The following is a 14,912-nucleotide window of genomic DNA, read 5'->3' as shown; positions in this document are numbered from 1 at the left end:
ACGGGGGCGGACATGAGCGGGACCGGGGGAGCGGCGCCGGACGGTGCCACCGGCGGCGGGACGCCCCGACGGGAACCCGGCGCGGTGCTCTCCGGAACGGCCGTCGCCCTCGGCGCCGCGCTGTTCCTCGGGGCCTCCCTCTGGTGCGCCCTGGTCTACCGGCCCTACACCGTCGCCACCGGGTCCATGGCGCCCGCCATCGGGGCCGGGGACCGGGTCCTCGCCCAGCGCGTCGACGGCGCGGCGGTGCGCCGGGGCGACGTCGTCGTCTTCGACCGGCCCGTCTGGGGGGACCTGCCGCTGGTCAAGCGGGTGGTCGCGGTGGGCGGCGACACGGTCGCCCGGGTGGACGGCGGGCTCCTCGTCAACGGCGCCGAGGTCGACGCCGCCTCCCCCGCCGGGCCCCCGGCCGCCGACTTCCCGGCCGTGGTCGTGCCCACGGGACGGCTGTTCCTGCTCGGCGACGCGCGCGGCGACTCCCTCGACTCCGCCAGCCACCTCCGGGACGGGCGCGACGGCACCGTGCCCCGGGACGCCGTGCTGGCCCGGGTCGACGCCGTCGTCTGGCCGCCCGGCCCGGTGACCCGCCCCGCCGCGTTCGCGGAACTGCCCGGGGGGACCTCCCGCCCCGGCCCGCTGCGCCCCCTGCTGACGGCGGCCGGGACGGGCGCGGCACTGGTCCTCGGCGGCGCGGCGTACGGCCCGCTCGCCCGCCGGGCCGCCCGCCGCTCCACCCGGGGCGGGTCCGGGACGCCCCGGAACCGAACCCTGGCGTGACCACGGGTTGGGTACGGTGACCTCATGGGCCGGGAGGGGCGGACACGATGAGCGGCACACCGGAGAACACCCGGGACGTCGATGACGACGACCCGGTGGGACGACCGCTGCGCAGAGTGGCGCGTGTGGTGCTCCTCGATCCGCGCGACCGGATCCTGCTGCTGCACGGCCATGAACCGGACGATCCCGCCGACGACTGGTGGTTCACCCCGGGCGGCGGGGTGGAGGGCGACGAGACCCTGGAGCGGGCCGCGCTGCGGGAACTCGCCGAGGAGACCGGGATCACCGACGTCGAACTGGGCCCCGTGGTCTGGCGCCGCCGCTGTTCCTTCCCGTTCGCCGGGCGCCGCTGGGACCAGGACGAGTGGTACCACCTCGCCCGCACCGCCCAGCCGGTGACCGGCGGTACCGGTCTGACGGAGCTGGAACGGCGCACGGTCGCCGGAGCACGTTGGTGGACGTGCCGGGAACTCGCCGGAACGCGTGAGACGGTGTACCCGACCAGACTCGCCGGGCTGCTGCGCAGGCTGCTCGACGAAGGCCCCCCGGTCACTCCCGAGGTCCTGGACACCGAAATCGTCTAGGACGCCCCGGGGCTGACGCACAATGGGGGGACGCACGGCTGAAGGGGAACATGCCATGAGCGCCGAGGACCTCGAGAAGTACGAGACCGAGATGGAGCTGAAGCTCTACCGGGAGTACCGCGACGTCGTCGGGCTGTTCACGTACGTGATCGAGACCGAGCGGCGCTTCTACCTCACCAACGACTACGAGATGCAGGTGCACTCGGTCCAGGGCGAGGTCTTCTTCGAGGTCACGATGGCCGACGCGTGGGTGTGGGACATGTACCGCCCGGCCCGGTTCGTGAAGCAGGTGCGGGTCCTCACCTTCAAGGACGTCAACATCGAGGAGCTCAACAAGAGCGACTTGGAGCTGCCGGGCAGCTGAGCCCGGAGACTCCGCCTGCGTCCCGGAGACTCCGCGACTCCGCTGAGGCCCTGAGGCCCTGAGGCCCTGAGGCCGTTCGGGCCCCGGGCGATCGTGCGGCCCGCTCCGCCTCGCCCGGCCTGCGCACCACCTCCGCCCCGCCCCTGCCCCGTACGGTCCTGCCGCCCCTTCATCCGGGGCGGAATCACTCGAACGGGTGCCGCTGTTATCCACAGCCGTCCGGTTGTCCACCAAGATCCACAAGGATCGGTGCGGTGCCGGAGCGTGGGTGCCGGAGGTGGTGCCGACATGAACGCACGAGGCGCGCTCGGCAGGTACGGAGAGGACCTGGCCGCGCGGCGGCTGACCGAGGAGGGCTGGGACGTCCTGGCCCGCAACTGGCGCTGCGGCCGGACGGGCGAGGTCGACATCGTGGCCCGCGACGGGGACGTCCTGGTGATCTGCGAGGTCAAGACCCGGCGGGAGCGGACCTTCCAGCACCCGCTGGCCGGAGTGACCCCCGGCAAGGCGGAGCGGTTGCGCGACCTCGCCCAGCGCTGGCTCCAGGAACACGGGGGAGCCCCGCCGGGCGGGGTCCGGATCGACGTGGTCGGGGTGCTGGTGCCCCGGCGCGGGGCGCCCCGGGTGGAGCACGTGCGGGGAGCGGCGTGATGGGCTTCGCGCGGACGGGGGCGGTGGCGCTCGTGGGCGTCGAGGGAGTGGTGGTCGAGGTCCAGGCGGACCTGGAGCCCGGGGTGGCGTCGTTCGCCCTGGTGGGCCTGCCGGACAAGAGCCTGGTCGAGAGCCGGGACCGGGTCAGGGCGGCGGTCGTCAACTCCGGCGCCCCCTGGCCCCAGAAGAAGCTGACGGTCGGACTCAGCCCGGCCTCGGTGCCCAAGGGCGGCAGTGGGTTCGATTTGTCCGTCGCCAGCGCGGTGCTCGGCGCGGCCGAGCGGATCGACCCCCGGGTCCTGGCCGATCTCGTGATGGTCGGCGAGCTGGGCCTCGACGGCCGGGTGCTGCCCGTCCGGGGCGTCCTCCCGGCGGTCCTGGCGGCGGCCGACGCCGGATACCGGCAGGTCGTGGTCCCGGAGCGGTCCGCCGCGGAGGCGTCGCTCGTGCCCGGGGTCGCGGTCCTCGGCGTCCGCAGCCTGCGCCAGCTGATCGCGGTCCTCACCGACGCGCCGGTCCCCGAGGAGGAACCCGACGAGCCCGGCCGTCCCGAGGGGGCCCTGGCCGGACTGCTCCTGCCCGGTCAGGGCTTCGGCACCGGACTCGGCGTCCCGCCGGACCGCCGGGAGCACGTGCCCGACCTCGCGGACGTCGTCGGCCAGTACGCGGCGCGCACCGCGATGGAGATCGCCGCCGCCGGAGGACACCACGTGTACCTCCAGGGACCGCCCGGCGCGGGCAAGACCATGCTGGCGGAACGGCTCCCGGGCATCCTGCCGCCGCTGACCCGTCAGGAGTCCCTCGAAGTGACCGCGATCCACTCCGTCGCCGGGACGCTCCCACCGGACCGCCCGCTGGTCGAGGTCCCGCCCTACTGCGCCCCGCATCACTCCTCGACCATGCAGGCCTTGGTCGGCGGCGGCCGGGGCACGGCCCGCCCCGGAGCGGTCTCCCTGGCTCACCGGGGAGTGCTTTTTCTGGATGAAAGCGCTGAATTCAGCGGGCACGCCCTCGACGCGCTCCGCCAGCCCCTGGAGTCCGGGCACGTGGTGATCGCCCGGAGCGCGGGGGTGGTGCGGCTGCCCGCCAGGTTCACGATGGTGCTCGCCGCCAACCCCTGCCCCTGTGGACGCTTCGGCCAGCGGGGCGCCGGATGCGACTGCCCGCCGTCCGCCGTCCGGCGCTACCAGTCGAGGCTCTCCGGACCGCTGCTGGACCGGATCGACCTCCGGGTGCGGGTCGAGGCGGTGACCCGGGCCGAGCTGGCGGCCCTGGGGGAGCGCGGCGAGAGCACCGAGGCGGTGGCCGAGCGGGTGCTGGCCGCCCGCGCCCGGGCCGCCGCCCGGTACGCGGACACCCCCTGGCGGACGAACGGCGAGGTCCCCGGCCATGAGCTGCGCACCCGCTGGCATCCGGCGCCCGGCGCGCTGGACGGCGCCGAACACCGTCTGGAACGCGGGCTGCTCACCGCGCGCGGACTGGACCGGGTGCTCCGGGTCGCCTGGACGGTGGCCGACCTCGCCGGGCACGACCGTCCGGACGTCAGCGACGTCACCCTCGCCCTGCGACTGCGCACCGGCGCCGTGCCCGGTACCGCACTCGCCGTCGGGCCCCGGCCGTGACCGCCGGGGAGGCGGAGCGGCGGGCGCGGGCCGCCCTGACCCGGGTGATCGAACCGGGCGACGGAACGGGCGGACGCTGGTTGCGGGAGTACGGGGCGGTGGAGACCGCCCGGCGGCTGGGCGGCGGCGGAGGTCCGCTGCCGGGGGTGTCGGCGGTGCGGTGGGCGGGTCTGCGGAACCGGGCCGGACGGATGAGCCCGGACGCCGACCTCGCCCGGGCGCGGGAGAGCGGCGTCCGCTTCCTCTGCCCCGGGGACGCCGAGTGGCCCGCCCAGCTCGACGACCTCGGGGACGCCTGCCCGATCGGACTCTGGGTGCGCGGGCGGCCCAGCCTGCGGCTGTGGGCCCTGCGCTCGGTGGCGGTCGTCGGCGCCCGCGCCTGCACCGAGTACGGGGCGCGCACCGCCGCCGGGCTCGCCGCCGAACTCGCCGCGCGGGGCTGGGTGGTGGTCTCCGGCGGCGCCTACGGGATTGACGGCGCGGCCCACCGGGGAGCCCTCGGCTCGGACGGCGCCACCGTCGCGGTCCTCGCCTGCGGGGTCGACCGCCCCTATCCGCCGGGCCATCGGGCGCTGCTCGACCGGGTCGCGGAACAGGGCCTCCTGGTCGGGGAGTTGCCGCCGGGCGATCACCCCACGCCCAGCCGCTTCATCCTGCGCAACCGGGTGATCGCCGCCCTCACCCGGGGCACGGTCGTGGTGGAGGCCGCGGTGCGCAGCGGCGCGTTGGCCACCGCCCGGTGGTCCGGACGGCTCGGGCGGTTCGTGATGGGCGTTCCCGGCCCGGTGAGCAGTTCGCTGTCGACGGGCGTCCACGCGCTCCTGAGGGATCAGGCCGTGCTGGTCACCGACGCGGCGGAGGTCGTCGAACTCGTCGGTGAGATGGGTCAGCTCGCTCCTTCGCGCCAGTCCCCGCTGATCCCGAGGGACCTGCTGGACACCGTCACGGCACGGGTGCTGGCCGCGCTCCCGGCCGTCGGCACGGCGCCGCCGGGGGCCGTCGCCCGGGAGGCGGCGACCACCGAGGACGAGGCGATCGGCCGACTGTACGAGCTTCACTCCCTGGGGTTCGTCGAACGACACGGCGACGGCTGGCAGTTGACACGCCGAACGCGCGGGACGCCCTCCGGGCCCGGGCACGGAGCGTGATTGACGCCCTGTTTGTCACCCGCACGTGTGCCGTGCCCCTGTGAATCAAGGACCTTGGGGGTGAGGAGGGGTCACCGAGAGCGACGCCCGCGACCCGCGCGGGCCACCAACGGAACGTATCTGCGCACAGATGATCCCAGAGCCTTCGCACACCGCGACACTCCAGTCACGCTACGCTCACGAGGAATCCCACCCAGTTCACGGCAGAACGGCACAAGGCGACGAATGCCCCAGCACACCTCTGGGTCCGACCGGGCGGCCGCTCCCCCCGCCGCTCGCGGGAGCGTGCGGCCTCCCGCCCCCTCGACGCTCGACGAGCTGTGGAGGTCGTACAAGGAGACGGGCGACGACCGCCTGCGCGAGCAGCTGATCCTGCACTACTCGCCCCTGGTCAAGTACGTCGCGGGCAGGGTGAGCGTCGGGCTGCCGCCCAATGTGGAACAGGCCGACTTCGTGTCGTCCGGGGTCTTCGGGCTGATCGACGCGATCGAGAAGTTCGACATCGAGCGGTCGATCAAGTTCGAGACGTACGCGATCACCCGCATCCGGGGCGCCATGATCGACGAACTACGCGCCCTGGACTGGATCCCCCGCTCCGTCCGGCAGAAGGCCCGCAGCGTCGAGCGCGCCTACGCCAGTCTGGAGGCCCAGCTGAGGCGGACCCCGACGGAGAGCGAGGTCGCCGCCGAGATGGGGATCGCGCTGGAGGAACTGCACGCCGTCTTCAGCCAGTTGTCGCTGGCCAACGTGGTCGCCCTGGAGGAACTCCTCCACGTCGGGGACGAGGGCGGCGACCGCCTCAGTCTGATGGACCGGCTGGAGGACACCGCCGCGGACGACCCGGTCGAGGTCGCCGAGGGCCGGGAGCTGCGCCGCTTCCTCGCCCGCGCCATCAACACCCTCCCCGACCGAGAGAAGACGGTCGTCACCCTCTACTACTACGAGGGTCTGACCCTGGCCGAGATCGGTCTCGTCCTCGGGGTCACCGAGAGCCGGGTGAGCCAGATCCACACCAAGTCCGTCCTCCAGCTCCGCGCCAAACTGGCCGGATTCGGTCGCTGACCGCGAACCTGGCCGAAACCAGCCCGCCAGCACCCTTCTGGCGGGGCTTCCGGGTCCGCTGGGGCGTCCGTGACGCCCGGCCGGACCCGCTCCGACGGTCACCGGGGTGGTCCACGACGTGCCGTGAGGGCGACCGGCTCCCGCGTCGGCCACGGCGTCCGTAAAGTGGAGGGGTGCCAAGGATTCGAGCGGCCTCAGTGGCCGAGCACCGTTCGATGCAGCGCGCCGCCCTGCTGGACGCCGCGCGGTCCCTGCTGTCCGAAGGGGGGACGGAGGCGCTGACCTTCCCCGCCCTGGCCGAGCGCACCGGACTCGCCCGGTCCTCGGTGTACGAGTACTTCCGCTCCCGTGCCGCCGTGGTCGAGGAGCTCTGCGCGGTGGACTTCCCCGTCTGGGCCGCCGAGGTCGAGGGCGCGATGGCCCTCGCCGACGGCCCCGAAGGCAAGATCGAAGCCTATGTGCGCCGCCAGCTCGACCTGGTGGGCGACCGCAGGCACCGGGCCGTCGTCGCGATCTCCGCGAGCGAGCTGGACGACGGCGCGCGGGAGAAGATCCGCGCGGCCCACGGCGGACTCGTGACGATGCTCGCGGAGGCCCTGCGCGACATGGGGCACCACGAACCTCGTCTCGCGGCGATGCTGCTCCAGGGCATCGTCGACGCGGCCGCCCGCCGGGTGGAGCTGGGCGCGGCGGAGGCGCCCGCCGCCATCGCGGACGCCGCCGTCGCCATGGCGCTGCGCGGGGTCAACGGCTGATCTCCGGGGACGGCGGCCCGCTACCGGGCCGTCGTCGCCCGCGCCGACCTCGCGGGCGGGGTCAGCGGCAGCAGCCGGGGCGGGTCGCCCCGCAGCAGTCGGGGCGGCAGCAGTGACAGGGGATCGTGGTACGTCCGGCCCCTCAGCAGCCCCCAGTGCAGACACGGGACGGCGCAGTGCGAGCCTGTCCGCTCCACCCGGCCCAGGACCTCGCCCGGGGACACCCGGTCACCCCGGTGCACCCGGGTGGTCACCGGCTCATGGGTCAGCCGCAGCGGGGGCGTCCCCGTACCGCTCAGCTCCACGGTGACCACCCCGCGCCCGGCGACCCGGCCCGCGTGGGACACCCGCCCCGGGGCCACCGCCCGCACCACCCCGTCCGGGCCGGCCGCCAGATCCGCTCCACGGTGACCCGCCGCGTACGGGGTGGGCGGCGGCTCCCAGCCCCGCAGGACCGCCGGGCGGGGGTCCAACGGCCAGCGCACGGCCACGGCGGGCACCCCGTCGACTCCATCATTCCTGTCGGCCCTGTCGGCCCTGTCGGCCCTGTCGGCCCTGTCGGCCCTGTCGGCTTCGGCGGCCCCGTCGGTCCGGGCGGTCCCGTCAACCCGGTCCGTCCCGTCCACCTCGCTCACCCGTTTCACCCTTGCGGAGCCCTCCGTCCTGCTCGCTTCGGCTGTCCCGCCCGCCCCGCCAGCCTCACCGGCCCCCTGGGGCCTCTCCGCTCCGGCGGTGCTCGCCGTCCCGGCGGCGGGGACCCACCCGGCCGGTCCGTCCCGTCCGGTCCCGCTGAGTGCCCCCACCGTCACCCACGCCAGCGGCACGACCAGTGACAGCGCCGTCACCGTCGCGATCGCCGCCCTCGTCGCCCGCGATCCCGCCGCCGCCCGGGCCGTCAGCGCGCGGTGGGCCGACCTCGGTCCGCCCCCGTGTCCTCGCCGCTCGCGCGGCCCTCGCCGTACCCGCCGTGCCCACGGTGCTCGTCGCATTCCGGACCCCCGTACTCCCGCGTTCCGCTCCTCCCCGTCCCGGCGCGCGGGCCCGCCCCGGACGGCCGGGGAAGGGGCCGCCCGGGGCGGGCCGTCGCTTCCCACGGTGCAGTGGCGGGGGCGTCCGCGACGGCCCGGCGGCGGATCTGTGGACAACCGGGCGCTTGTGGACAGGGGCGTCACCCGGAAGGTTCAGGGTCCCGTACACTTCATGTGGCGACCCGGGTCATCGGGTCGACTTCGCACGCCCCGACATTCGCCCCCAGTGTGTGGCGGTGTCCGCGCTTCTCGGTCCTTCGTGGCACAGCGCACCGGGCGTCAGGCGCGCCCGCCGTCCGGCGGACGCACAACCGAGTACCAAGGAGAACACGGCCATGGCCGTCGTCACGATGCGGGAGCTGCTGGAGAGCGGCGTCCACTTCGGTCACCAGACCCGTCGTTGGAACCCGAAGATGAAGCGCTTCATCTTCACGGAGCGCAACGGCATCTACATCATCGACCTGCTCCAGTCGCTGTCGTACATCGACCGCGCCTTCGAGTTCGTCAAGGAGACCGTCGCCCACGGCGGCACGGTCATGTTCGTCGGCACGAAGAAGCAGGCGCAGGAGGCGATCGCCGAGCAGGCGACCCGCGTCGGCATGCCCTACGTCAACCAGCGCTGGCTGGGCGGCATGCTCACCAACTTCTCGACCGTCTACAAGCGTCTGCAGCGCCTCAAGGAGCTTGAGCAGATCGACTTCGAGGACGTCGCCGCGTCCGGTCTGACCAAGAAGGAACTCCTCGTGCTCTCGCGCGAGAAGGCCAAGCTGGAGAAGACCCTCGGCGGTATCCGCGAGATGCAGAAGGTGCCCAGCGCCGTCTGGATCGTGGACACCAAGAAGGAGCACATCGCCGTCGGCGAGGCCCGCAAGCTGAACATCCCGGTCGTCGCGATCCTGGACACCAACTGCGACCCCGACGAGGTCGACTACAAGATCCCGGGCAACGACGACGCGATCCGCTCCGTCACGCTGCTCACCCGCGTGATCGCCGACGCCGTCGCCGAGGGCCTCATCGCCCGCTCCGGTGTCGCCACCGGTGACTCGAAGCCGGGCGACAAGGCCGCCGGCGAGCCGCTCGCCGAGTGGGAGCGCGACCTGCTGGAAGGCGAGAAGAAGGCCGACGAGGCCCCCGCCGAGGCTCCGGCCGCCGAGGCCCCCGCGGCTGAGGTCGCCGAGACCGAGGCTCCGGCCGCCGAGGCCGCCGCCGACGCGCCCGCCGCCGACGAGGCCCCCGCCGCCGAGCAGGGCTGACCCACCCGGCTGAGGACCTGAAGGGGGGACGGCGGAACGGGTTCCATCCCGTTCCGCCGTCCCGCCCATCCGGGTCCGGCTCTCCGTGGCCCGTCCGGCCGTCCGGCCGGGGACCCGGAGACCTCGATCGTCCAGACTTCGAGAAAGACTCAGACTCATGGCGAACTACACCGCCGCCGACGTCAAGAAGCTCCGCGAGCTCACCGGCGCCGGCATGATGGACTGCAAGAAGGCCCTCGACGAGGCCGACGGCGACGTCGAGCGCGCCGTTGAGCTGCTCCGCGTCAAGGGCCAGAAGGGCGTCGCCAAGCGCGAGGGCCGCTCCGCCGAGAACGGCGCCGTGGTGTCCGTCGTCGCCGACGACAACGCCTCCGGCGTCATCCTCGAGCTGAAGTGCGAGACGGACTTCGTCGCCAAGGGCGAGAAGTTCCAGGCCGTCGCCAACGCCCTGGCCGCGCACGTCGCCGCGACCTCCCCGGCCGACCTGGAGGCCCTGCTCGGCTCCGAGATCGAGCCCGGCAAGACCGTCCAGGCGTACGTGGACGAGGCCAACGCCAACCTCGGCGAGAAGATCGTCCTCGACCGCTTCGCGCAGTTCGCCGACGGTTACGTCTCGGTCTACATGCACCGCACCATGCCCGACCTGCCCCCGCAGATCGGTGTCCTGGTCGAGCTGGACAAGCCCAACGCCGAGGTCGCCAAGGGCGTCGCGCAGCACATCGCCGCGTTCGCCCCGAAGTACCTCTCCCGTGAGGACGTCCCCGCCGAGGTCGTCGAGGCCGAGCGCCGCGTCGCCGAGGAGACCACCCGCGAGGAGGGCAAGCCCGAGGCTGCCATCCCGAAGATCGTCGAGGGTCGCGTCAACGGCTTCTTCAAGGACGCCACGCTCCTGGGCCAGCCGTACGCGCTCGACGCCAAGAAGTCCGTCCAGCAGGTCCTGAACGAGGCCGGTGTCACCCTGAAGCGCTTCGCGCGCATCAAGGTCGGCATCTGAGTCCCTGACCGCGATCCGCCGTGGACCCCGCTAGGGTCTACGGAGGTCGCCCGCGTACGGACCGCGTACGCGACGGAGGACCGCAGATCTGACGAGGAGGCCATTGCCGAGCACGGGTTGTCACACACCCCACCGGCAATGGCCTTCTTCGCATGTGCACCACGAGGAGAACCCCATGACCACCCAGGCCGAATCCGGCGAGAAGGGCGCGAAGAGCGCGAAGAACGACGGCGGCCAGGTCGCCGGACGGTTCATGCTGAAGCTGTCCGGTGAGGCGTTCGCCGGTGGCGGGGGGCTCGGCGTCGACCCCGACGTGGTGCACAAGATCGCCCGGGAGATCGCGGCCGTCGTCCGCGACGGCTTCCAGATCGCCGTCGTCATCGGCGGCGGCAACTTCTTCCGGGGCGCCGAACTCCAGCAGCGCGGCATGGACCGGGCCCGCTCCGACTACATGGGCATGCTCGGCACCGTGATGAACTGCCTCGCCCTCCAGGACTTCCTGGAGAAGGAGGGCATCGACTCCCGGGTGCAGACCGCGATCACCATGGCGCAGGTCGCCGAGCCGTACATCCCGCTGCGGGCGGTGCGCCACCTGGAGAAGGGCCGGGTCGTCATCTTCGGCGCCGGCATGGGCATGCCCTACTTCTCCACCGACACCACGGCCGCCCAGCGGGCCCTGGAGATCGACGCCGAAGCCCTGCTCATGGGCAAGAACGGCGTCGACGGCGTCTACGACTCCGACCCCAAGGCCAACCCGGACGCGGTGAAGTTCGACTCCCTCGGCTACGGCGAGGTCATCACCCGGGACCTGAAGGTCGCCGACGCCACCGCGATCACCCTGTGCCGCGACAACCGGCTGCCCATCCTCGTGTTCGAACTCCTCGCGGAGGGCAATATCGCGCGCGCGGTCAAGGGTGAGAAGATCGGCACTCTGGTCGGCGACCAGGGCGCCCGGGCCTGACCCGCCCCACCGGCACAACCGGTCCGTGCCCGCACGGGTACCGCCGCGGGGGGTTCCTCCCGGGGGTCCGAGTGGCACGGACAGGGGATGGACAAAGCCCTGACGGTCGGACACCGTGCAGGGGACAGACGCGACGCGGCCGGCCCGTCACCGAGCCGGGCCTACTCAAGACACGCAGGAGCAAGTGGTGATCGAAGAGACCCTCCTCGAAGCCGAGGAGAAGATGGAGAAGGCCGTCGTGGTCGCCAAGGAGGACTTCGCCGCGATCCGCACCGGGCGTGCGCACCCGGCGATGTTCAACAAGATCGTGGCGGACTACTACGGCGCGCTGACGCCGATCAACCAGCTCGCCTCGTTCTCCGTGCCGGAACCGCGCATGGCCGTCGTGACGCCGTTCGACAAGAGCGCGCTGCGCAACATCGAGCAGGCCATCCGCGACTCGGACCTCGGCGTCAACCCGAGCAACGACGGCAACATCATCCGGGTGACCTTCCCCGAGCTGACCGAGGAGCGCCGCCGCGACTACATCAAGGTCGCCAAGGGCAAGGCGGAGGACTCCAAGATCTCGATCCGCGCGGTCCGCCGCAAGGCCAAGGAAGCGATCGACAAGCTCGTCAAGGACGGCGAGGTCGGCGAGGACGAGGGCCGCCGCGCCGAGAAGGAGCTGGACGACACCACGGCGAAGTACGTCGCCCAGGTGGACGAGCTGCTGAAGCACAAGGAAGCCGAGCTGCTCGAAGTCTGATGAACGACTCTTCCTGGGGAGCGCCCCGGCGGGCCGGACAGGCCGGGTCCGGGCTCCCGACCGATCAGGGGCCCGTCACCGGGCCCGGCCCGGGGCCGACTCAGGACCACGGGCCCGCCCACGGGTACGGGTACCGACCCGCCCACGGGGGTCCGGCCGCTCCGGCTCAGGGGCTCGGTCCCGCTCCGGCGGGGTTCCCGTCCGGCGCGGGCCCGTCGCCCGCCCCGGCGGCGGCCTCCCGGCAGGCCGGGACGTACGCTCCCGCGACCCTTCCGGCGCCCGGCGCCGCCACCTCCGGCGGCGGTCGAGCGGCGGCACCGGCCGCGCCTGCGTACGATGCGCATGATCTCGTGCGGTCAGGACAGACCCAGCCCATGCCGGTCGTGCCCGGCGTGCCCGTCGGTGGCGGGGGACCGGACGACCGGGCAGCCGCTTCGCCGGGCGGCGGTCCCGGCGACCCCGGCGCCCGCCGGATCCCGCACCAGACGGCGCCGCAGATGCCACAGGAGCCCATGCCCAGCGCACCGCAGCCGCCCCCCGCACCGCGGAAGAAGAGCGCGGGACGTGACCTGGGCGCGGCCATAGGGGTCGGCGTCGGGCTCGGCGCGGTGATCGTGGCCTCGCTGTTCGTGGTCAAAGAGGTGTTCGTCGGGGTCCTCGTCGCGGCGGTCGTCGTCGGACTGCGGGAGCTGACCAGCCGCCTCAAGGAACGCAAGGGCATCGACGCCCCGCTCGTCCCGCTCGCGGTGGGCGGCGCCGCCATGGTCGTCGCCGGGTACGCGGGCGGCACCGAGGGGGCGTGGGTGGCGACCGCGCTGACCGCGCTGGCCGTCCTCGTCTGGCGGATGACCCGGCCTCCGGACGGCTACCTCAAGGACGTCACGGCCGGGGTCTTCGCGGTCTTCTACGTGCCGTTCCTGGCGACGTTCGTGGCGCTGCTGCTCACCGCCGACGACGGTGCCTGGCGGGTGCTGACGTTCCTGGTGCTGACCGTCGTCAGCGACACCGGCGCCTACGCGGTCGGCTGGCGCTTCGGCACCCACAAGCTCGCGCCGCGGATCAGTCCTGGCAAGACCCGGGAGGGCCTGTTCGGGGCGATCGCCTTCGCGATGGCCGCGGGCGCGCTGTGCGTGGAGTTCCTCATCGACGGCGGCACCTGGTGGCAGGGGCTGCTGCTGGGCCTCGCCGTCGCGGTGAGCGCCACGCTCGGCGACCTCGGCGAGTCGATGATCAAGCGGGACCTCGGCATCAAGGACATGGGCACGCTGCTGCCCGGCCACGGCGGCATCATGGACCGCCTGGACTCGCTGCTGCCGACCGCTCCGGTGGTCTGGCTGCTGCTGGTGGTCTTCGTCGGATCCGGCTGAGCGGACCGCGTGGGGCGGTGACCCGCGCGCACGCCAACGGAAGGCCCGCCGTCCCGGACGGCGGGCCTTCCGCCGTTCCCGGCGCCCGTGATTCCCCGGGAGGGCGGGCCTCCCCTCGTCTCCGGTACCCGCGTCCCCGCGCGTCGGGCCTCGCGCCCGGTTTCCGGCACCCGCGGTTCCGGGCCGCCGTGGGGCCGTCCGGGGCCGTCCGGGAGCGTCCGGGACCGCCCGGTCGGGCGGGTGAACGGGGTCCTCCCGTTCGATTCCGGATCGCCGGGCTCCGTCTGCGACACTGGAGTCACCATGCCCAAGCCCGGAGAACTCACTTTCGTCGCCCCGCGCGGAGCCAAGAAGCCCCCGCGGCACCTCGCCGACCTGTCGCCCGCCGAGCGCAAGGAGGCCGTCGCCGCCATCGGCGAGAAGCCGTTCCGCGCCAAGCAGCTCTCGCAGCACTACTTCGCGCGGTACGCCCATGACCCCGCCCAGTGGACGGACATCCCGGCCGGGGCCCGCGACCGGCTGCGGGAGGCGCTGCTGCCCGATCTGATGTCCGTGGTGCGGCACATCAGCTGTGACGACGACACCACCCGCAAGACCCTGTGGCGGCTGTTCGACGGCACCCTCGTGGAGTCGGTCCTGATGCGCTACCCGGACCGGGTCACCATGTGCATCAGCTCCCAGGCCGGGTGCGGGATGAACTGCCCGTTCTGCGCCACCGGCCAGGCCGGACTGGACCGCAACCTGTCCACGGCTGAGATCGTCCACCAGATCGTGGACGGGGTCCGCGCGCTGCGGGACGGGGAGATCCCCGGCGGCCCGGCGCGGCTGTCCAACATCGTCTTCATGGGCATGGGCGAGCCGCTGGCCAACTACAACCGGGTCGTCGGCGCGATCCGGCGGCTCACCGACCCGGAGCCGGACGGCCTCGGCCTCTCCCAGCGCGGGATCACCGTGTCGACGGTCGGGCTGGTCCCCGCCATCCACCGCTTCGCGGACGAGGGCTTCAAGTGCCGTCTCGCGATCTCCCTGCACGCCCCCGACGACGAGCTGCGCGACACCCTCGTCCCGGTCAACACCCGCTGGAAGGTCCGCGAGGTCCTCGACGCGGGCTGGGAGTACGCGGAGAAGTCCGGTCGCCGCATCTCCATCGAGTACGCGCTGATCCGGGACATCAACGACCAGGCGTGGCGCGGTGACCGGCTCGGACGGCTGCTCAAGGGCAAGCGGGTGCACGTCAACCTGATCCCGCTGAACCCCACGCCGGGCTCCAAGTGGACGGCGTCCCGTCCCGAGGACGAGAAGGCGTTCGTGGAGGCCATCGCCGCCCACGGGGTGCCGGTGACGGTCCGGGACACCCGGGGCCAGGAGATCGACGGTGCCTGTGGACAGCTGGCGGCGTCCGAACGTTAGAGCGGTAGTCTTGTCCCGTACGCCCGCATAGCGGCCCGTACGCGGCGGGCGTCTCCTCACCGGGACGACCGCGTCACCCAGACAACTGCATTTTCCGACAGGGGAGCGCCACAGCGCTGAGAGTGCGGCAACCGGCTTCGGCCGGAGGGCCGCAGACCCTCTGAACCTCGCCCGGGTCATTCCGGGTAGGA

The 14,912-nt window shown here is 73.2% G+C and carries 14 protein-coding genes and 1 pseudogene; 14 read left to right on the top strand and 1 reads right to left on the bottom strand.

The annotated features are described in order from the left end of the window. Window positions 1–12 precede the first annotated feature (12 nt). From lepB to ACVWNX_RS08060, 8 genes are all read left to right on the top strand, one after another. Entirely contained in the window at window positions 13–777 is a 765-nt protein-coding gene (gene lepB, locus ACVWNX_RS08095) for a signal peptidase I (protein WP_454413208.1), read from the top strand. 47 nt (window positions 778–824) lie between these two features. Further along, a complete protein-coding gene (locus ACVWNX_RS08090) occupies window positions 825–1,361 on the top strand; it encodes an NUDIX hydrolase (RefSeq protein ID WP_454413207.1) in 537 nt (178 codons plus the stop codon). Window positions 1,362–1,416: 55 nt separating this feature from the next. Then, window positions 1,417–1,725, top strand: a complete 309-nt coding sequence (locus ACVWNX_RS08085) for a DUF2469 domain-containing protein (RefSeq protein ID WP_073793326.1) — start codon at window positions 1,417–1,419, stop codon at window positions 1,723–1,725. Window positions 1,726–2,013: 288 nt separating this feature from the next. Then, on the top strand, window positions 2,014–2,376 hold the full coding sequence (locus ACVWNX_RS08080) for a YraN family protein (RefSeq protein WP_454413206.1): 363 nt from the start codon (window positions 2,014–2,016) through the stop codon (window positions 2,374–2,376). After that, window positions 2,376–3,998 carry a YifB family Mg chelatase-like AAA ATPase gene (locus ACVWNX_RS08075; protein WP_454413205.1) on the top strand — a complete coding sequence of 541 codons (1,623 nt, stop codon included), beginning with the start codon at window positions 2,376–2,378 and terminating at the stop codon, window positions 3,996–3,998. The genes ACVWNX_RS08080 and ACVWNX_RS08075 overlap by 1 nt, the downstream gene beginning before the upstream one ends. Continuing rightward, window positions 3,995–5,146, top strand: a complete 1,152-nt coding sequence (dprA, locus tag ACVWNX_RS08070) for a DNA-processing protein DprA (RefSeq protein ID WP_454413204.1) — start codon at window positions 3,995–3,997, stop codon at window positions 5,144–5,146. The genes ACVWNX_RS08075 and dprA overlap by 4 nt, the downstream gene beginning before the upstream one ends. A gap of 225 nt (window positions 5,147–5,371) precedes the next feature. Beyond that, window positions 5,372–6,208: an RNA polymerase sigma factor WhiG gene (whiG, locus tag ACVWNX_RS08065; protein ID WP_454413203.1), complete on the top strand. Its 837-nt coding sequence runs from the start codon at window positions 5,372–5,374 to the stop codon at window positions 6,206–6,208. Window positions 6,209–6,405: 197 nt separating this feature from the next. Beyond that, window positions 6,406–6,963 carry a TetR/AcrR family transcriptional regulator gene (locus ACVWNX_RS08060; protein WP_454414673.1) on the top strand — a complete coding sequence of 186 codons (558 nt, stop codon included), beginning with the start codon at window positions 6,406–6,408 and terminating at the stop codon, window positions 6,961–6,963. A 20-nt stretch (window positions 6,964–6,983) separates the two neighbouring features. Here ACVWNX_RS08060 and ACVWNX_RS08055 read toward each other — a convergent pair whose 3' ends face one another. Next, window positions 6,984–7,463: a peptidoglycan DD-metalloendopeptidase family protein gene (locus ACVWNX_RS08055; RefSeq protein WP_454413202.1), complete on the bottom strand. Its 480-nt coding sequence runs from the start codon at window positions 7,461–7,463 to the stop codon at window positions 6,984–6,986. 863 nt (window positions 7,464–8,326) lie between these two features. On the opposite strand from ACVWNX_RS08055, the gene rpsB reads away from it, so the two are divergent. From rpsB to rlmN, 6 genes and pseudogenes are all read left to right on the top strand, one after another. Then, window positions 8,327–9,244, top strand: coding sequence for a 30S ribosomal protein S2 (gene rpsB / locus ACVWNX_RS08050; RefSeq protein WP_454413201.1), 918 nt, complete (start codon window positions 8,327–8,329; stop codon window positions 9,242–9,244). Window positions 9,245–9,401: 157 nt separating this feature from the next. After that, on the top strand, window positions 9,402–10,238 hold the full coding sequence (gene tsf / locus ACVWNX_RS08045) for a translation elongation factor Ts (protein WP_454413200.1): 837 nt from the start codon (window positions 9,402–9,404) through the stop codon (window positions 10,236–10,238). 175 nt (window positions 10,239–10,413) lie between these two features. Beyond that, window positions 10,414–11,199, top strand: coding sequence for a UMP kinase (gene pyrH, locus ACVWNX_RS08040; RefSeq protein ID WP_454413199.1), 786 nt, complete (start codon window positions 10,414–10,416; stop codon window positions 11,197–11,199). 187 nt (window positions 11,200–11,386) lie between these two features. Further along, window positions 11,387–11,944 carry a ribosome recycling factor gene (frr, locus tag ACVWNX_RS08035; protein ID WP_454413198.1) on the top strand — a complete coding sequence of 186 codons (558 nt, stop codon included), beginning with the start codon at window positions 11,387–11,389 and terminating at the stop codon, window positions 11,942–11,944. A 311-nt stretch (window positions 11,945–12,255) separates the two neighbouring features. Next, a pseudogene (locus ACVWNX_RS08030) lies at window positions 12,256–13,311 on the top strand (phosphatidate cytidylyltransferase); the annotation flags it as partial. Window positions 13,312–13,614: 303 nt separating this feature from the next. After that, the gene (rlmN, locus tag ACVWNX_RS08025) at window positions 13,615–14,721 is read left to right on the top strand and encodes a dual-specificity RNA methyltransferase RlmN (protein WP_454413197.1); all 1,107 of its coding nucleotides are present in this window, start codon (window positions 13,615–13,617) and stop codon (window positions 14,719–14,721) included. Window positions 14,722–14,912 lie beyond the last annotated feature (191 nt).

The sequence above is a fragment of the Streptomyces sp. JNUCC 64 genome (genome assembly GCF_054484115.1).
This window is presented reverse-complemented; position numbering and strand designations above follow the sequence as displayed.